The organism is Opitutia bacterium, assembly GCA_016217545.1.
GTDB lineage: Bacteria > Verrucomicrobiota > Verrucomicrobiia > Opitutales > Opitutaceae > Didemnitutus.
This window is the reverse complement of record JACRHT010000016.1, coordinates 580095-599013: the sequence shown is the minus strand read 5'-3', so window position 1 is coordinate 599013 and position 18919 is coordinate 580095. Positions and strand designations below refer to the sequence as shown.

Sequence of the window (18919 nt, the reverse complement as noted above, 5' to 3'; positions counted from 1 at the left end):
AGATCGGTGAAGTTTGTCGGCAACTCGGTGTAGCCGAGCAGGCCTATTTTAGCTGGAAGCGGCAATACGGCGGCCTCGGTGTTAGAGAGCTGCGCGAGCTACGGCAGCTTCGCGATGAGAACAGTTCCCTCGAGTGCGTGGTCGCGGATCTGAGCCTCGACAAGCGGATGCTCCAGGTAGTCATGGCAAAAGTTCGAAGCTCACGCGTAAGCGCCCGATCGCCGATTGGTTGCGAGCGAGCTTCGCTCTTGGCGCACGGCGGGCGTGCCGGCTGCAGCTTTATCCTAGTTCCAGCTAGCGAAGACCAACTATGCACCTCCTGCAATTGAGGTATGGTCGCTACCTGCCCTTGGCGAGAAGCGGCACTTGTCGCGCGGTCGTTGGGAGCGATTTCTTCCCGGCATCGACGATCCGATCCCATACTCCTTCACTTTGCTGTCGCGGCAGACGTTGGTGCGCGCGTTGCTGAGAATCGCTCTCGGGGAGTTTGGTGCGGCGAGATGCCTTGGTGAGTTCGTCTCGGTCTCGGACGTCGTCGCGGCCGGGCATTCGAGTGATCTGCTTATCGTGGATTGCGACACTTGCCAGCTTTCCGCGCGAGAGGCGGCAGAATTGGGCCGATCTCATCGCGGGCGTCGCGTGATCTTCGTTACCGATGTCTCGGGTGGGTATCATTTGCACCTTTTAATGCGTTACGGATTCCACGGCCTCCTGCACAAACGCGATACTGTGGAGGAGTTTCGTGCTGGAGTGGCGGCGGTCCTACGGGGGAATCTTTTCGTTAGCGCACACGTGGACGCACGGGAACGGTTCTATTTCTCCCGCGTGTTGTCCGAACGCGAAGTGGAGGTAATGCGCGTGATGGTGCTGCAACCCGGGATCAAGAAGGGAGCGAAGGTTCTATCGATGAGCGCGGCGACACTGCGAACACATCGGCGTAACGTGTTTGCCAAACTCGAAATCAAGTCGCAGACGGAACTCATCGCGTTTGCCGCGCGCGTGGGATTGGTTTCACTCGATGAGGCGTGCAGCTTGATGCGCCGAGCCGAAATCGTGTCAATTGATCGAGTCGGTCGGCGGCAGCATCGGGACGGGCAAAGCGCGGTTACCGGCTTGCGACGAATCGGATCAGGCTAGGGTGACTTTATCGGAAATCGCGCGGCGGGCGGGCGTTTCGATTCATCCATTTCGCAAACAATGGCGGCAGGGCGACCTCACGCATTTGCACGAGCGCCCCTGACCGCTTCCGCACTCGCCTTCAGTGCCAAACCGATGAGATCCAAATATCATGGAAACTACCGTGGTTGAGCGGGCGCGCGTCGGCTGGGGCGATTGGCGGTGGGCGTGCGACTCGAGGGTAAAGTGACTACGCTGTTTGCGGTAAATTCTGCGCTTTTGATCGGAGCGCTTGCGCACAAAAAACGCGGCAGATGGTGGTCGGTTTGAATCTTCCTTCTCGGTTTTTCCGTCGCGCGCGCAACCGCCTGATTGCGCGGCACAGTATTTCGCGCAGTGCCTTGGCAAAGCGGTAACGTGCGTTGCCTGTGTAGGGTCTGCGCGAAGGTTCCTGAGCCGGCGGAGCCGAAAGGCTCCGCCGGTTTCAGGGGACGTTATTCGGGCGTTGGCGATAGGTAGCTCGCCGCGCGGGATCGATCCGCGTTGTCTTGCCCCATAGCGACCGCGCAACGGCGCGCGGTCGCGGGACGGGCTGGGCAGAGTGCGGAATACATTCGTCACTACTCCGGGATTGTGGGAGTTCGCCGGATTCGGTGAAAAAACCGCAGAAATCACCTTGGACGGAGTATGCGGGCACCACTCGTGCCTATTGATAGGCACTGCCTGAGCGACTGCGTCGCTCGGGGCGCGATAGCGCCCAGCCCAGCATCGCTGAGTGCGCAGGTGAGTCGCGACCGCCTGCGGAGCTTCGGTAGAGCCGGAAACAGATACTCTTCAATGACAGTGGTGATTTGCCGGTGAGTGGGGCCCCCGGAAAAATGGCCATCGTGAACAAAAGATGCGGACGTTCACGGGGGCCGTCCCCAGCTCACGAATTCACGCGTCGCGACCAGTCCGGAACCCAAAGCGAAGCGGATGAGATCGGTCTGTTGATGGGCGTCCAATTTACGGAATAGGTTCCGTCGATGGGTGCGCACGGTTTCCGGCGACAAGCCGAAGCGTGCCGCGAGAACCTCATTTGACGACCCGTATACGAAGGCCTCCGCGAGTTCGGTTTCTCGCGGCGAGAGCAGCGCTCCGAAATACCGCCGCTCCCTCTGGTCGACGTGACGAGACAGGCGCTGAGCGCCGTTCGCAATATCGCCGATAGAGCGCAGGACCTCCGCGATCGTATCCGCGGAATGCACGATCCCTCGCAGTTTTTCCTCTTGGTGGAGATGGTGGGCGAGGAACGAGCCGCGCGTTGAAGTCACAAAGCAGCAATACCGGATGCAGCGTGCCGGAGCCAGGGTGTGCACCAGAGCAGTCGCGTGGCCGATGCCGTCATCGGCATCGATGATCGCGAGATCGACCGCTTCGAGATCGGCTCTGAGTTCATCGAGATGCTCGCAATCGGCGAGGCAGCGGGCGGACAGATCGGACTCGATCTTGTCGCGGAGGAGCTGACGCCAGAGCGTCGCCCGTGAGACCATCACAAACGTGAAGGACATTGAGTTGTGGAACCGGAGATGGTCCGTGCCGTTTGCTGGAAATTCCCGCGGGCTAGCCGCCGTGTTCCGCGAAGGTGCCGCGTTCGCGCTTCTGTTGCGCAAACGCGGCACGATGCCCAACCTCGACTCGAATCCTCACAACAGGCGCACCAAGAGCGCCGCCAAGACGTCAACAACGCGGATGATGTCTCCGAGTAGTTTGAGCGCCTCGCGAACAGCACGGATGCGAACGTCGCGGGACGAGCCGGGTTCGGCCTCGTCTTCGAGGGACATACGGACGGTTACTTTCGGGAGCTTCCCGCGCCAGAGGGCAGGGAAGCGATCAACCGTGCGCCGATGTGGCGCCCGGCACGCTTCGCCAAAAAACAACCGGACGGAATGCGCCGAAGGCGCGGTGCCGTCCGGGGGGGCGTTCATCGGATATAGGACCGAGACGGAGTGCGCTAAAGGGCTGGGGAGTGCCGGAGGGATCGTTGCCACTGATGTGGGCGTAGGTGTAGCGCCGATTGCAATTCTTGCCGCCATGCTCGGACCACTTGGCGTTCAGGAGGCCTTTGCCTCTGAGCGGCATTCTGTAAGCGTCCGGCGGGCGTCCTCCTAGGCGCGGATGATTGAGCTCGGTAAAGTGGCGGGATGGGAACGATTGTGGCGGAGGTGATTGATGCGGGAGATCGCGACTCGCGTGGGCGGCGACGGATGTCGGTGGCGCAGCGCGCCGACTACGTGCGCGCGTATCGCGAGAGCGGCTTGAACCAGATGGCGTTCGCGAAGCGGGAGGGGCTGCGCTACTCGACTTTTGCGCACTGGGTGCAGAAGGCCGCGAAAGGAGAGCTGCGCGTGTCGCCGATGTCGTCATCCCGGGAGGGCGCGATGCAGTTTGCGCAGGTGCAGTTTCCAGCGGCAGTGCCGACGACCGCGAGCCTGGAGGTGCGTTTGTCCGACGGCGTGGTCGTGCGTGGCGATGATGGGATCTACGTGGCGGTGCAGCCGGTGGACATGCGAAAGCAGTTTAACGGCCTGTGGAGCGCGGTGGCCGAGCAACTCGAGGAGGATCCGCGCAGCGGTGCGGTCTTCTGCTTCATCAACCAGTCGCGCACGCGACTCAAAATGCTCTATTGGGACGGCAGCCGAGGAAATTAGAGTCTCCACCGTCCAGTCGACGGGGTCAGGTCAGGCATAGGTGCGAACGCAGGATATGCTTCGAATCAGTGAGCGCTCGCTTGATCAGGTATTGAATACTGGGTGTTCCCTCGAATTCCAGTTGGCAGTCTTCCACCTTTAATACGCAATAGGAGCCGCTGGTGTATGACCCGCAATTGCGCAGCGCCTCACCGCCGATGATCTCGCCTGTGCGTCTCCCGTAAGCTTGGCACGCATCAGTCATCACGATGTAGCGGGGATCGTGGGGATGGAACCCCACCGGAAACACTTTATTTGCTTTTCGATCGAAAAACTTATCAAGTGCATACCGGAACGATGCTTGGTCGTAGGGGCGGCCGTCCGGTCGAATAAAATAGGGCCCTTCCGGTTTCTGGTGGATTCGCCAGTCATGATACGGAAAGAGAAAGCGCGAGAGCCCGGGGTAGAGCAGGAGCATTCCCGCTTTGCCGGTCGCGAAGCGTCCGGTTTTCTGCGTTGGCTGCTGATATTCGGCGAAAGATCCATCCGGTCGGCGCCCGACATGATGAAACTGCAGGAATAGAGCATCTCCAAGGCGCGCTGGAGATTGCATCGCTCCTGCTAGAAAATTGCAGACCATGGCGTCCACGATTTTTTCAGGAGTCACCGGCGGACGATGAGGACAGGCGTGGTTCGCTATAGCAAAGATCACCGACATCCCCGAGTTGAACTTGGTGTAGAGTGAGGAGATTGTTTCCAAGTGGGATCCGCTCACGGGCGCTTTATCGGCCTTGCTGGCAATGGCGGATGCGTGAGCGAATGTCTCAAAACACTGCGCGCGGATTCTCTCGGTTGGGGTGCTGCATTTTTGGCCATCGGGTCCGCTGTTTTTCGGCCACTGTGTGATCAAGCCCGAGGCCGCGTCGGGGTTCAGCATCGTCACCTCTTTCGCGCACAGCCACAAGGCGCCCTCGTGCGGACGGGTCAACATGGCAACGGTGCCCGCCAGCAGCTTGTCCGCATTGGCGAGCACACCGCTGCTTGCGTTCCGTCGGGCGGCGGCATTCGCAAGCGCCATGTCTAGGACGTCGGGGCGCGCGAGCACGGTAATCGAGAGGGACAAGGTATCGAGGCCAAGACCCTTTTCGCCCGGCGGGCCATCGCGGGAGGCAACTGCCGCAAGTATCAGCGAGGCGACCTGATTGCGGTGGATTTTTTTCGTTGCGGGAGCCAGCGTGCAACCGTGAGCCCGAAGATTCTCCGCATCGGCAGTCTTCTCCAGTAATTCCCACTCCGGTTCGACCAGCGCTAGGTATTCGATCTTTGGAGTGAAGTCTCGGTTTGCCGACAGAGGTTTCTCTTTCGCGCGCGTTTTGCGAGCGAGAGCGTAATATTTCAACAATTCCGGGCGTTCATATTCGGCTGCGATCGTTGCAATAACCGGACGATATCGACCGCTGGGTAAACGCAGGCCACTGCATGCTTGCGAAACCCACGACTTGCTGATGCCGAGCGCGTGAAACCGCTCGGCGAACTGCTGGTGAGTCAATGCCGACGCGGTTATAATGCGTTGCAGCTCTTTTGCGAAGGCGACTTCGGCGTTCTCTGGATCAAGCTCCAAAGAGAAGTCTGCTTCGCGGTCCCCGGGGGATAACTCCTCGAGAATATCTTTCCCAATTAGGTGCTCAATCGTCGACAGTGGGGTATAGCGCTTTGCGGACGCAGGGCCGGACCAACTGCAATGGATCCGTCCCGCAGCATGGATGGGGTTCACTTGTGCCAGCTGCGGCAGCACGCGGCAAAGGAAGGAAACTCTCCCGAGCAGACGTGGGTGGCTGGCGCGACATTCGGCGCGGATTGCGTTGCGGCCCATGAGGACCAATAGGAGCTGCAGCCGATTGAAGGCCATTTGGAGAGAACCATGGTCGGGGTCTTCGGCGAAGCTCGCGGTGCGGATTTCCGGCAGTCGCTGAACTAGTCCCTCAAAGAACCGGCAATCGAAGGGGGCCGATAGATCGCTATCAACAAGCAAGGCCAACAGATTGCGATCATGGTCGCAGAGATGTGGAGTCAGGAGATCACGTGCCTCACGCACCGTGCGCGGCGTTGATCGCGGCGGATGGCTGGACTCGGATGAACTTTCGCGACGGGCCACGGAGCGCTAGTATGGGTCGTTAGGGCGGTTGTCCGGTGGCGGTTCAGGACGCGCTCGCGAGCGTTGGTGGTCGTGTTTGCGCGCGAGCTATGTGGGCGTTTTCCGGATCATCGGGAGTTCGGGGGTGGCAGGGGAACGAAGGGTTCTGAATGAACCCGCCTCCATCTTCTCCGGGGGAGGGCGAGATCGTCCCGCGCTTGTGTGCTGAGGCGGATTGGAGAAACGGGGCGTGACCGTGGGATGGGTTGGGAGGAGTGTGGGAAACAATGCGCATCTAACCCGGATTATGGGAGTTCGCGGGATTCGGTGAAAAAATCGCAGATTTCACGTTTACAGGGTCGTGTGGGGGACCCGGCCCGTGCCCTTAGGCGCCTCTGCCGGAGTGATCGTCGCTCGGAGTGTGATAGCGCCTCGGTCCGGCGTCGCCGGGCGTTCAGGTGAGTCGTGAGCGCCTGCGGAACCCAGGCGACGCCTCAAATTTCACAATGGGTCGTCTCTGCCGGCCAATGAGTCCAACGGGACAGAGGGATATCTGAGCCTCCGGAATGTCCTTCCTCTCGAAGGCCGTTTGACCCCACTTAACCTGATCGCACGGTGGGTTGGGTGGCGTGTTGATTTGCCGACGAGAGCAACGCTTGGGAATGAGGCTCGCCCACCGAACGGAGCGATACGTTACGGCTCATGCTCCAGGTGTCACACTACAGCCTCGGGAGCGCGGGAAATGGGAAGCGTTTGCCGACGCTGCGACCAGTCAAAGGAGAGGGTCAAAGTTTAATTCATTTTGAATTGAACATCGGAGAAATCCCTGATGCGGTCCTCGGACACATGGCTCGCCCCGCGCCTGACACACCCGCAGGATACGCCACCGCGTCCGGAACTGGACTGGTGCTGGCGGCTGGTCGTCCCGAGGAAATCGTCGCGTTCGACGCGCAGGTAGTGGACTTCTTCGTGAGCGCCGCCGACGTGCTTGGGGTGCCCAAATCCGTTGCGGCGATCTACGGCATCGTCTTTGCCTCGCCGCAACCCCTGAGCTTCGCCGAAATTGAGGCGCGTCTGGACATCAGCAAGGGCTCGATCAGCCAAGGTTTGCGCGTGCTGCGCGAAGTGGGGGCGTTGAAGGAAGTCTCTACGCCGGCGAATCGCTCCGAGTTGTTCACACCCGACTTGGAACTGCGCAAACTGGTCGCGCGGTTTCTCGAGAAGCGCCTGGAAAAGCAGCTCACGACGGGAAGCTCGAAGCTGGCCGCGCTCACCAAGGCGGTGCCCAGCGCGGCTGCGGAAGCGACGGAACTGAAACGACGCCTCAAGTCTTTGACCGATTGGAACAACAAGGCCCGCAGCCTACTGCCGCTGGCCCGCACATTTCTGAAGCTCGGCGCCTGACCAGCGGCGCCGGGCGGCCCATGGCCGTTCACATGACACTCCACCTGCACTCGCGCTTTCACGTTGGAAGCGACGGGGCGAAGCTCTGATTTCATGCCCACATACCTCGTCACCGGCGCCGCCGGCTTTATCGCCTCGAAGGTGTGCGAATTTCTCCTCGCCGCGGGGCACACCGTCGTCGGTGTCGACAATCTCAACGACTACTACGACGTGCGCCTAAAGGACTACCGGCTGGCCGGTCTGCTGGCGCAGCCGGACTGGTGGTCGCGGGCGGACGCCGCGAAATCGCAGTTTCACGGCTCCGCGCGGTCGGCGGGGCACTTTCATTTTCGTCCGGTCGATATCGAAGACCTCCCGGCACTGGACGCGCTGTTTTCGGAGTTCAAGTTTGACGCGGTGTTCAACTTAGCGGCGCGCGCGGGCGTGCGGTATTCGATGGAGAATCCCTACGTGTATCTCAGCACGAACACGCTGGGGACATTGAACGTCCTGGAGTGCCAGCGGAAATACAGCGTGAAGAAGCAGGTGCTGGCTTCGACCTCGTCGCTCTACGCCGGTTGCGCGATGCCGTTCACCGAGGAATTGCCGGTGAACACCCCTCTCTCGCCCTACGCGGCGACGAAGAAGGGCGCCGAGTTGATGGCCTACAGCTACCATAAGCTCTACGGCCTCGACACGACCGTGGTTCGCTACTTCACGGTTTTCGGCCCGGCGGGGCGTCCGGACATGAGCGTTTTTCGCTTCATCAAATGGATCGACGAAGGGCAGCCGCTCGAATTGTTCGGTGACGGCACCCAGTCGCGCGACTTCACTTACGTGGATGACATCGCGCGCGGCACCATTCTCGCAGCGAAATCTCTCGGTTACGAAATCATCAACCTCGGCGGCGGCCGCAATCCGATCAGCCTGCAGACGGTGATTGCTTTCATCGAAAAATCGCTGGGAAAGAAAGCGAACATTGCCGGCAAGCCATTTCACGTGGCGGACATCAAGGAAACGTGGGCTGATATCACCAAGGCAGGGCGCCTGCTCGGTTGGGTGCCGCATGTTTCGCCCGAGGAGGGATTCCAACGCACAGTGGATTGGTATCTCGAGAACCGCGCCTGGTTGCGTGAGGTGCGTCTCTAGCTCTTCGCCTTATTCGTATGAAACCTCAAGAAAGTGCCTCACCGGCCGCGTCGACAGCGGTCGCACGTCCCGGCTTCGCGGACTTTGCCTCGGGCAGCGAAGCGATCGCAATGATCGGTCTTGGCTATGTTGGCCTGCCGCTGGCGGTCGCATTCGCGCGCAAGTTCCGCGTGATCGGTTTCGACATCAATGCGCAGCGCGTGAGCGAGCTGCGCGAAGGTGTCGATCGCACCCGCGAGGTGACAAAGGAGAACCTCATGAGCGTGCGCAGCGACTCGGCTGCAAAGAACGGCGTCGGCCTCGAATTCAGCTGTGACCCGGAGATACTCCGCGGCTGCCGCCTGATCATCGTGACGGTTCCGACGCCGATCGACGGGCACAAGCGCCCCGACCTCACACCGCTCGTCAAGTCATCCACGACGATTGGCCGACATCTGACTGCCAGGACGACCGTCGTTTACGAATCAACCGTCTACCCGGGCTGCACGGAAGACGATTGCGTGCCGATCATCGAGCGGGAGAGCGGGATGAAGTGGGGGCGCGACTTTTTTGTCGGCTACTCGCCGGAGCGCATCAATCCCGGCGACAAGGAGCACACGGTCGACAAGATCAAGAAGGTCGTTTCGGGCGACAATCCCGTGACCGCAGGACTGTTGCGCAACATCTACGGCGCGGTGATCACTGCCGGTATCTTTGTCGCTGCGACCATCAAGACCGCCGAGGCCGCCAAGGTGATCGAGAATACCCAGCGCGACCTGAACATCGCGCTGATGAACGAGCTGGCGCTCATCTTCGACCGCATGGGCATCCGGACGCTCGACGTCCTGGAAGCTGCCGGCACGAAGTGGAATTTTCTTCCGTTCCGTCCGGGCCTGGTGGGCGGGCACTGCATCGGCGTCGACCCCTATTACCTGACGCACAAGGCGGAGAGCCTTGGCTACCACCCGCAGGTCATTCTCGCCGGGCGCCGCATCAACGACGGCATGGGCAAGTTTATCGCTGAGAAGACCGTAAAGCTGCTCATCGCGAACGATCGTCCCGTGAAGGGCGCCAAGGTGCTGATCCTCGGGTGGACCTTCAAAGAGGATGTGCCCGATATCCGGAACACGCGGGTGATCGACATCTATCAGGAGCTGCAGAGCTTTGGGGTCGACGTTTCCTGCTACGACCCGGAAGCGGACGCGGCGGAGGTCAAACATGAGTATGGCATCGATCTCGTCCCCGAGGTTTCATCGGGTTACGAGGCAGTCGTGCTCGCAGTGAAGCATCGAGTGCTGCAGCAACGCTACGGTCTGCCTGAACTGCTCCAACTGAACCCGCACCGCGCGCCCGTGATTGTGGATGTGAAGGGTTTCTACAAGGCGGAGGAAATTCGGTCGGCAGGCTGGCAGCTTTGATTCGGTGACCTACTCATCTGCCACCATCGCGCTCATCCCCGCCCGGAGCGGTTCGAAGAGCATTCCGCACAAGAATATCCGGCCGTTTGCGGGCAAGCCGCTGCTCGTTCACTCCATCGAGCAGGCGCGAGCGTGCTCCCGGGTGGACCGGGTGATTGTTTCGACCGACAGCGAGGAATACGCGAGCATCGCCCGGGCGCATGGGGCTGAAACGCCATTTCTCCGGCCGGCCGACATCGCCTCCGATACTGCGACCGATCTTGAGGTGTTCCAACATGCGCTGCGCTGGTTCCAGTCACAGGAAGGCAGCATCCCGGCGACGTGCGTCCATCTTCGGCCGACACACCCCAATCGCACGGCGGCGGACATCGCCCGTGCGATCGAACTGCTTGCGGCTCATCCGGAGTGGGACTCGGTCCGGTCCGTCGTTCCGGCCCCGGAGCCGCCGTTCAAGATGTGGTTCATCGGCGGCGACGGCGAGTTGCGACCCGTGGTGCAAACCGACATTCCCGAGGCGCACAGCTTGCCGAGGCAGACGCTTCCTCCGGCATTTCTCCAGAATGCGTGCGTCGACGTCATTCGTGCGCGGACGATCCTCGAGTTGAACAGCATCGCCGGCCAACGGATTGGGGCCATGCGGATGGAGCAGTTCCACGACATTGACACGACGGAGCAGTTTGTCGCGGCGGAGGCGGCGTTCCGTTGGAGCGGCGGTTTGCCGAGCGGGAAGACTTTCGTCGTCGATATCGACGGCGTGATTGCGACGATCACACCCGGCAACGATTATAACCGCGCCGGGCCGATCCGCGAAAACATTGCCCGCGTGAACCGCCTTTACCTGGCGGGCAACAAGATCCTGCTCTATACCGCGCGCGGCACCGTGACTGGTATCGATTGGCGCGCGACCACTGAACGCCAGATGCGCGAGTGGGGTCTTCTGCACCACGAACTGCGCTTGGGTAAGCCCGCGGCCGACTATTACATCGACGATCGCATGCTGAGCCTCGTTGAACTCGCCTCTCTCGACCGCATCCCCTGAATTTACCATGAACCCCTCCGCCTCCCCACTGTTCATCTTCGAGATGGCCAACAACCATCAAGGAGACATCGCCCACGGCCGCCGAATCATCGACGAGATGGCCAAGATCGCCCGCCGGTTTGGAATCCGCGCCGGCGTGAAGTTGCAGTATCGCAATCTCGACACGTTCATCCATCCCGACTTCCGCGCTTCCGAGCACAAACACATCAAGCGCTTTCTCAGCACCGAGCTGAAAAAGGACGACTATGCGACCTTGGTGGAAGCCATTCGCGACGCGGGACTGCTCACGATCTGCACTCCCTTCGACGAGGAGTCGGTCGACGACATCGTCAATCACGGCATCGAGATCGTGAAGGTCGCCAGTTGCAGTGCGAACGATTGGCCGCTGCTCGAACGCATCGTGCAGACGCGGAAACCCGTGATCTGCTCATCGGGAGGGCTGCGGCTCGACGAAATCGACCAAGTGGTGAATTTCTTCATGCATCGCCATGTGAAGGATTTCTCGCTGCTCCACTGCGTGGGTATCTATCCCACGCAAAACAAGGGAGTGCATCTGAACTTCATGGATACACTGGCCCGTCGCTTCCACTGGCTGCCCGTCGGCTACTCGGGGCATGAGGCACCGGACAACTACGACGTCGTGAAGGCCGCGGTCGCCAAGGGCGCGCGGATTCTCGAGCGCCATGTGGGTGTCCCGACCGAGAAGATCCCGCTCAATGCCTACTCGATGAATCCCGAACAGACGGCGAAGTGGGTCGAGAGTGCGTTGCTGGTGCAGGAGATCTGTGGCGCCGCCGATGGGTCCAAAAAGATCGCGCAGGAGGAAATCGATTCGCTGCTTTCGCTCCGCCGTGGCACTTTCGCACGGGATGCGGTTGCGCAGGGAGAAACGCTCTCGCGAGAAAAAGTCTTCTTCGCGATGCCCTGTGCCGAGGGACAGACCTCGTCTTCGGAATTTCAGGAGTCGATGACTGCATCGGCCGCCATCGCGAAGAACGGCCGGGTGACCGAACGCCGCCAGCGCACGCTCGCCAACCAGCTCCGCAGCCTCATTCACCAAGCCAAAGGCATGCTGCACGAGGCGCACATCGCGATCGGCGACAAGTTCACGATCGAGATGTCGCATCACTACGGCCCGGAGCAATTCCGGTCCAATGGCGCACTCATCGTGAACCTGGTGAACCGCGAATACTGCAAAAAGCTCATCATCATGCTGCCGGGTCAGCGCCATCCGAATCACCGCCACATGAAAAAAGAGGAGACCTTCCAGCTCCTGCGCGGCGACATCGAGGTCAATCTCAACGGCGTCCTGCATAATCTGAAGGCGGGCGACATCCTGCTGGTGGAGCGGGGCACGTGGCACAGCTTCAGCACGCAACAGGGCTGCATCTTCGAAGAGGTCTCGACCACCCACATCATCGGCGATTCCTACTACGAGGATCCGAAAATCGCGGCACTTGACCCGATGCAGCGCAAGACGGTCCTGACGATGTGGTGATGCCGCTCGCTGACAAATCTGCCCGTGTTCTGCGTCGCTTGGGAGCCGCGGCAGCGGCACAGTGGGAAATCTGGAACACGGGAACGACCTGCCATCCCGTCCTGGCTCGGCAGTCGCTCGACACTTGGCTCGCGCATCTTGCCGCGTGTCCTCTGCCGCCGGTGCGCGGTCGTGTGGCGCTGACCGCACTCCGCAGTTGCACTTGGATCGAGTGGGCCGCTTATGCCGCCTGTGTGCTCCGCACGCTCGGCTGGGAAACGACGCTGCTATACCGCGGCGCGCAAGTGCGCCGCGAATATCCTGAACCGCGCCCGTTCAATTTCTGGGCGCGTGTGCCGGAAATCCCGGGCATCGCACTCGTCGATCTGGACGTGGCGCAACGTCGGCCGGATCTTGGCGGAGTGCTGGCGGCGCGTGCTCGCCAAATCGCAGCGGCAAACGTCGCTTACGATTTCCACGTCGAGGAAGCCGATGTGCATGCGGATCAAGCACGCTATGGGGATGCCGTGCGCCGGCGGGAAGGGGAGATCGTCGCGGCCGGCGAGGCATTCGACGGATTGCTGACGCGCGAGCGGTTTTCCCGCCTCCTGTGCTACAGCGGCCTGATCGCCGAATCCCCAGGGTTGCTGGCTGTGGCGCAGGCGCGGCAAATGCCTGTTGTTTGCTTGGAAGGCTGGGCGTGGCGACCGGGCCACATGATCTACAATCTCGGTGCTCCGGCGATGGAGTATAATGTCACCGGTTGGTTGCGGGCATTGGGGCCGTGGGACGCGGAGAAGGAGGCCGAGATCAATGCCTACCTGAAATTTCTCGATGGCAATCGACCGGACGATGCAGCGTGGCTGAATAATTTCTACCGCATCCAACGCGACAACGTCGCGGCTTCACTGCCGGCCCGGTTGCGCGATTTCATGGCTGGCGACGCACCGATCTTCCTCTTGGCACCGAATGTCATCGGCGACAGTTCGATGTTGTGCCGCGAGACAATTTTCGCCGGTCAGCAAGAATGGGTTCGGGAACTGATCCGCTGGTTTGCGGCACGACCGCAGCTCAAGCTCGTAATTCGTGCCCACCCGGCAGAGCGCTGGATCGGAGGCAAGTGCGCCGTCTATATGGGAGAAGTGGCGCGCGCCGCTGCGGCAGGCATCGCGAACGTGCATGTGATCGATAGCGCGGAATCGGTGAACACTTTCGCACTGATTCCGTTTGCGCGAGCGGGCCTCGCCTGGCTCAGCTCCGCCGGTGTTGACTTCGTCGTCCGCGGATTGCCGTCGGTTGTGGCTGCGAAGCCCAAATACAGCGGACTGGGTATAGTGGAGGAGCCGGCATCGCGTGACATGTATTTCAACCGCCTGGCGGAACTCGGGGCCACGGCGCAACGTCCAACAGCGGATCAGATCGTGCGGGGCAAGCGCTACCTGCATCTCACGTTCAAGGGTTTTTCCTACGAGGCGGCGGCGCGGGATTATCGGGCGACAGGGTTGCGCATGGGGGCGATGCCGTCCCAAACCGAGCACGATCGGTTCTTCCGCATCATCACCGGTGACGAACGGATGCCTGATTGTGAGTGATTACAGCTTCAGTGCGACGTTGATTCGGCTATGGCTTCGCACCCGTTCGGTGCGCGACAATATCGTCATTTGGTGGTGGAGCACGTTCTATTCGGCTTATCTACGCTGCCATCCCGGGGTAACGTTGCTGGGTCGGCTGACGGTCACGGGGCGGATGATTTGGAAAATCGACCCGCGCGCTCGAGTGACAATTCATCCCGGAGTGCGGATTCACTCCGGACCGCGTGTGAATGCCTTCGGCGGGCACCGCCCCGCGATCATTTGGGTGCTGCCCGGTGGGCGACTTACGATCGGGCCTGGTGCCGGTATCAGCAGTAGCACGCTGGTGTGCCAGCGTGAATTGACGATCGGGGCGCGGGTCATGATCGGCGGGGCCTGTGAGATCGTCGATACGGATTTCCATCCCCACGACGCGCGCTCCCGTGCGTTGCATGAACAAGCGCCCGTCCGAACCGCCGCGGTGGACATTCAGGAGGATGCTTGGGTCGGCGGGCGCGTGATGATCTTAAAAGGGGTGACGATTGGGGCCGGGGCGATCGTCGGCGCCGGTTCGGTGGTGCCCCGGACCGTGCCTGCCGCGGAAGTATGGGCGGGCAATCCAGCGCATCCGATTCGCGGTGCCGCTCCGCGTGCGGATGGAGGAGTTCTCTGAAGCAGGTGCGTTCACGATTGCTGGAATTGGGTCGGTTGGTCCCGGCGCAAAGCGCGGTCGCGGCTTTGCTGCAGGTGACGCAGATGGTCTGCTCAATTGTCGTCTTGCGGTGGGTTTCCCCGGCGGAAAACGGTGTCTGGCAGTCGATCGTCTTGCTCGAGAGCTATTTTGGTGTCGTTCGGCTCGGTGTCATCAACTCCTTCAATCGACAGTTTCCCTTCCTGAGTGGGCGAGGGGAGCGATCGCAGGCGGAGGCGACGGCGCAGGCGGCGGAAGCCTATACCCTGCTGGCGTGTGGCGTGGAGGTGGTGGGTCTGCTGATCGTCTGCCTCTACGCCGGAGCGGCGCACTGGCGCGCAGCGGCGATCGCGATGGCGCTTTACGGTCCGGCGATGCTCTACCGCACGTATCTGGAGGCGACGTGTCGCAGTGGACGCGAGTTTTCGATCCTGGCGCGAAACCAAGGTTGGCTGATTCTTGCGCAGGTGCTTTCGATTCCGCTGGTGTGGGTGGCAGGGTTCGACGGTTATTTGGGCCGCACGGTGGCCATTGCCGTGGGAGGCACCTTGCTGCTGCACCGGATGCGACCGGTGCGACTGCCGCCGCGCTGGGATTGGACCGTGGTCGGTATGCTGGTGACGACGGGTATGCCGTTGTTCATTTCGAACTACGGAACGGTCGTGGCCTCCACTTTCGGCCGCATGCTGCTGTTGCAGCGGGGCGGCGAGCATGAACTGGGACTCTTCACGCCGGTTTCCGCGATATTCACGCTCGGGGTTATGGCGCCGTCGATCATCTCCACTTACCTGCTGCCGCGGTTAAATTTCGATTTGGGTCAAACCGACAATGCGATGGCTGTCGCGGACAATTCGTGGCGGGTCGGGCTCGCTTGCGTGGTCTTCATGCTGCCTTTTGTCGCCGCAGGCTGGTGGCTGATCCCAATCTGTGTCGGGCGAATTCTGCCGGCATACGTGGAATCGGTTCCCGCCATGCGGTGGGGGCTGTTGCTGGTGCTGGCCGGGTGTTTCAAAATCGCAACTCTGCCGCTGTCGGTTCTACAGGCTTGGCCTCAGCTTTTCGCCTATGTGGGTGCAGTGCTGGCGACGAATTACCTGTGCCCCGCACTGCTGCTGCACGCTACGTCGTTACGGGCGCTTGAGGCGGTGACGGTTGGGCTCGTGATCGCAGCGGTTGTGCAAATCATGGCGGCGGCGTTGTGCGTGCGCTCCGCCGTGGCGCGATATCGCCCGGAAGCCCCTGCGCCGTCATGAGGGTTTTGCTCATCGGAGTATTTGGGTTCGGACTTGATCCGGGAGGCGCAGTGGCTCGCATCCGCAATCTCGCGCTGGCCCTGAGTCAGACCGGGTGCGAGGTCAGCTTGTTGCTCGTTGGTGACGAAGAGAGCGAATTTGTTTGGGAGAAAATTGCGGTGCAGCAGGTCGCGCGCGGTCAACCGGAGCCGAGGCGCGGCTGGCGTCGTCCACGTGTCAATGCCAGGGCGGTCGACCGCATGGCGCAGGAGATCGGGCGCCGACACGCGGCCGGGGGAGTCGATGTGGTGTTCTTCTACAATCAGGACGTCGCCTACGCGTGGCGACTCGCACGGCTGTGCCGGCAACGGGGGATTCCATTTGTGCAGCAATACGCGGAGAAGCACCTGGCCTGCGACTATGCGGCGGGCTGGCGGGATACTCATTATCTTTCTGAACGCCTGCACTTGCTGGTCCTGCCGCATTTCTCGGCTGGCAGCGTGGTCATCTCGCATTATCTCGCGGCGGAGTTGTCCGCGCGGGCAAGGCATCCAGTGCTGGTCGTGCCAACCGTTGCTCCGCTGGCTTCGGCCGCGGGGCGAACGCCGCCGGCGATTCCGGAGCTGCTGGCCATCAGTGGCGGCGCGCGGCGCGACTCGCTGGAATTGTTGCTGGAGGCAATGACGCTGGTGCGTCAAGCGGGTGGGCGAACCAGACTGCGGATCGTGGGTCTTTCCTCCGATACGCTGGCGAAATTGACTGCACGCGCTCGGTCCCACGAATTGGCAGGCGGCGTCGTGCTTGCCGGTCGTCTCGATGAAGCAAATTACACCGAGGCAGTGTGTGGTGCTTCGTGCCATGTGTTGCTGCGATCGGACGACGTATCGTCGCAGGCTTGTTTTCCCAGCCGACTCTTCGAGCTGTTTAGTCATGGCACACCGGCGATCCTGAGTGCGGTGGGCGATATCCGACGCTACTTCACTGACGGCGAGGATGCGCTGTTGGTATCTCCGGGGAGCGCTGCCGCCGTGGCGGAGAAAATACTCTGGGTGGAACGCCATCCGGGAGCGGCGGCGGAGATCGGGCAGCGTGGCAATGGCACTGCGCGGCGCGTTTTCGACCTTGCCCGTCATGGCGAGGCGTTGGCCAATTATTTGCAGGCGACGGTGCATCGCCACAAATCCCAATCTCACGCATGAGTCTCGCCCGATCTGTTCTCCCTCGCTCTGTCGCCGCCGGCGACTCCTTCTCCCGTGAGCGCACTCCTCCGCCAACTCCCCGACTGGCCCGCTGGAGCTTGCAGGTGTTTCTCGTTGTCGGGTGGCTGGTGATGATCTCGCGATTCATCTCCGTTCAGGTATCCGACTCGCTTGGTTCCAGCGTCGGCTTGCTAGGTCTGTTTATCTATCCGCTCTGCCTCGGCGCTGCCGTCTATTTCTACGAGAAGTCCCCCGGGCCGAGCCCGCGCATCAGTTGGGCATACCTGTGGGCCCTGACTGGCTATCTGGGGTTTCTCATCCTCTACGCCGTCGTGCTCGGAAATCCCGTGCGTCTCATCGCGTTCGATTGCTTCACATATTGGACGGTCTTGGGGGCGTTCATACTGGGTCGACGCGACAGCGTTTGGCGCGACATCCGCCTGACCGTGACCATCCTCTCGGGCTTGTCGGTCCTCCTCGCGATTCGATTTACGGATAGCATGGTGTTGACCGATCGTTCGATTCTCAACGAACAATCGGGCTCACAGTTCGAGGCGGCGCTCACGCTCGCACCGCTGCTGGCGTTGGTGGCCGCGACCACGGAAGTGCGCAATCGCTGGTATGTGCCGCTCCTCGTGATCACGGCCGGATGCCTTTTTGTTTATCTCTATTTCGGGCGCCGTGGCATTTCCGTGCGTTGCGCGCTGGAGCTTTTTGCGGCGGCGGCCGTGTTGCCGGCCATGCTGCGGCAGCAGCGGCGCATCGTGCTTGCGGTCGTGGGGTTCATCCTTTTTGCCGCCGCGATCGTGCTGTATTTCCCCTTCGATGTTCTCATCGAGCGGTTCCAAGGCCGATACGGTGTGGCGACCACGGTGTTGTCGGAAAACGAGCGTTGGGCGGAGGTCCGCGATCTCGCGGAGGAACTCGAGGGCACGGAATGGCTCGTGGGGCGAGGAATGGGAGGGGTCTTCCTGGCCAATCAAATCCAATCGCTGTCCGTCGACCGACTCACGGGAGACGAATTCGGCCGCACCTCAACCCATGCTGGTGCGGCACTGCCCTTTCTCAAAGGCGGCGTCATCTTGTTTGTCCTCTATTTTCTTCCCTTGGTTCGGGTGATCGCACGCTTGCGAAATTGGCGCCGACTCGATCCGATCACGCTGGCTGCGGCGGTTTCAGGATTGGCGCTCGTGGCCTTCCAATCGATTGAGGGAACCATTACCTATTCGACTCCGTGGGTGAGCTTCGGCATCGGATTGATCATGGCACGGGTGCAGCTCGGGTATATGCCGCCCCCCACCTCCCATGCTGTCGCGTCTCGCTAGTTTATACCGGCTCTTCGCCTTCAACTTCATCCGCTGGTTGCGCGGCGGCCCGGCCGCAGCGCGGTATCTCGGGGTGACGGTCGGCGAGGGATGTCGCATCTACAGCAAGAGCTTCGGCAGCGAGCCTTGGCTGGTGCGAATCGGCGATCGTGTTACCGTGACGGCCGGCGTCGTCTTCATCACCCACGATGGAAGCGGTTGGCTAGTTCGGGATGAAAAGGGGCGTCGTTTCCGCTACGCTCCCGTTTGGATTGGCGATGACGTGTTTATCGGAGTGAATTCCATCTTGATGCCGGGGGTCCGAGTCGGCAACCGTGCGGTCGTCGCGGCGGGGAGTGTGGTGACCAAGTCGGTGCCCGACGGCACAGTCGTCGCGGGGAACCCGGCGCGCATCATCATGCGCTACGACGATTTCGAACAACGACTGCGCTCCCAATGGGCTACGTCCGAGCAGATGCGCGGCGCTACGTTTCGCGAGCGAGTCGACAGCGTATTGGAGCATGCCTACAAGCCGGAGATGAAACCGTGAGCCGACCA

Annotated in this window: 17 protein-coding genes; 14 read left to right on the top strand and 3 right to left on the bottom strand. The window is 61.3% G+C overall.

Annotated elements, in window-relative coordinates; translation table 11 throughout:
- Nucleotides 1-2: 2 nt before the first annotated feature.
- Together HZA32_14900 and HZA32_14895 are read left to right on the top strand one after the other, a co-directional pair.
- Complete coding sequence (locus HZA32_14900) at nt 3-329, top strand: transposase (protein MBI5425365.1); 327 nt, start codon at nt 3-5, stop codon at nt 327-329.
- A gap of 37 nt (nt 330-366) precedes the next feature.
- Nucleotides 367-1137, top strand: a complete 771-nt coding sequence (locus tag HZA32_14895) for a response regulator transcription factor (protein ID MBI5425364.1) — start codon at nt 367-369, stop codon at nt 1135-1137.
- Between the two features lie 887 nt (nt 1138-2024).
- Here the strand turns inward: HZA32_14895 and HZA32_14890 are convergent.
- Both HZA32_14890 and HZA32_14885 read right to left on the bottom strand, forming a co-directional pair.
- A complete protein-coding gene (locus HZA32_14890; GenBank protein ID MBI5425363.1) occupies nt 2025-2666 on the bottom strand; it encodes a response regulator transcription factor in 642 nt (213 codons plus the stop codon).
- Nucleotides 2667-2801: 135 nt separating this feature from the next.
- Entirely contained in the window at nt 2802-2939 is a 138-nt protein-coding gene (locus tag HZA32_14885) for a hypothetical protein (GenBank protein ID MBI5425362.1), read from the bottom strand.
- Nucleotides 2940-3362: 423 nt separating this feature from the next.
- On the opposite strand from HZA32_14885, the gene tnpB reads away from it, so the two are divergent.
- Nucleotides 3363-3806 (top strand): IS66 family insertion sequence element accessory protein TnpB, encoded by a 444-nt coding sequence (gene tnpB / locus HZA32_14880; protein MBI5425361.1) that lies wholly within the window; start codon nt 3363-3365, stop codon nt 3804-3806.
- A gap of 25 nt (nt 3807-3831) precedes the next feature.
- On the opposite strand, the gene HZA32_14875 is transcribed toward tnpB, so the two are convergent.
- Entirely contained in the window at nt 3832-5940 is a 2109-nt protein-coding gene (locus tag HZA32_14875) for a hypothetical protein (protein MBI5425360.1), read from the bottom strand.
- A gap of 825 nt (nt 5941-6765) precedes the next feature.
- Between HZA32_14875 and HZA32_14870 the strand changes: the two genes are divergently transcribed.
- The 11 genes from HZA32_14870 to HZA32_14820 all read left to right on the top strand — a co-directional run bounded on the left by HZA32_14870 (nt 6766) and on the right by HZA32_14820 (nt 18911).
- Complete coding sequence (locus tag HZA32_14870) at nt 6766-7323, top strand: helix-turn-helix domain-containing protein (GenBank protein ID MBI5425359.1); 558 nt, start codon at nt 6766-6768, stop codon at nt 7321-7323.
- Nucleotides 7324-7416: 93 nt separating this feature from the next.
- Nucleotides 7417-8451, top strand: coding sequence for an NAD-dependent epimerase/dehydratase family protein (locus tag HZA32_14865; protein MBI5425358.1), 1035 nt, complete (start codon nt 7417-7419; stop codon nt 8449-8451).
- A gap of 17 nt (nt 8452-8468) precedes the next feature.
- Nucleotides 8469-9848 (top strand): nucleotide sugar dehydrogenase, encoded by a 1380-nt coding sequence (locus HZA32_14860; GenBank protein MBI5425357.1) that lies wholly within the window; start codon nt 8469-8471, stop codon nt 9846-9848.
- A 4-nt stretch (nt 9849-9852) separates the two neighbouring features.
- Entirely contained in the window at nt 9853-10887 is a 1035-nt protein-coding gene (locus HZA32_14855) for an acylneuraminate cytidylyltransferase (GenBank protein MBI5425356.1), read from the top strand.
- Nucleotides 10888-10894: 7 nt separating this feature from the next.
- Entirely contained in the window at nt 10895-12385 is a 1491-nt protein-coding gene (locus HZA32_14850) for an N-acetylneuraminate synthase family protein (protein MBI5425355.1), read from the top strand.
- Nucleotides 12385-13956: a hypothetical protein gene (locus tag HZA32_14845; GenBank protein MBI5425354.1), complete on the top strand. Its 1572-nt coding sequence runs from the start codon at nt 12385-12387 to the stop codon at nt 13954-13956. The genes HZA32_14850 and HZA32_14845 overlap by 1 nt, the downstream gene beginning before the upstream one ends.
- Before the next feature lie 154 nt (nt 13957-14110).
- A complete protein-coding gene (locus tag HZA32_14840; GenBank protein ID MBI5425353.1) occupies nt 14111-14608 on the top strand; it encodes an acyltransferase in 498 nt (165 codons plus the stop codon).
- 5 nt (nt 14609-14613) lie between these two features.
- Nucleotides 14614-15879: a hypothetical protein gene (locus tag HZA32_14835; protein ID MBI5425352.1), complete on the top strand. Its 1266-nt coding sequence runs from the start codon at nt 14614-14616 to the stop codon at nt 15877-15879.
- A 50-nt stretch (nt 15880-15929) separates the two neighbouring features.
- The gene (locus HZA32_14830) at nt 15930-17057 is read left to right on the top strand and encodes a glycosyltransferase family 4 protein (protein ID MBI5425351.1); all 1128 of its coding nucleotides are present in this window, start codon (nt 15930-15932) and stop codon (nt 17055-17057) included.
- Nucleotides 17054-18382, top strand: coding sequence for a hypothetical protein (locus HZA32_14825; protein ID MBI5425350.1), 1329 nt, complete (start codon nt 17054-17056; stop codon nt 18380-18382). The genes HZA32_14830 and HZA32_14825 overlap by 4 nt, the downstream gene beginning before the upstream one ends.
- Nucleotides 18363-18911, top strand: a complete 549-nt coding sequence (locus HZA32_14820) for an acyltransferase (GenBank protein MBI5425349.1) — start codon at nt 18363-18365, stop codon at nt 18909-18911. Before HZA32_14825 ends, HZA32_14820 begins: the two co-directional genes overlap by 20 nt.
- The last annotated feature ends 8 nt before the right edge of the window (nt 18912-18919 follow it).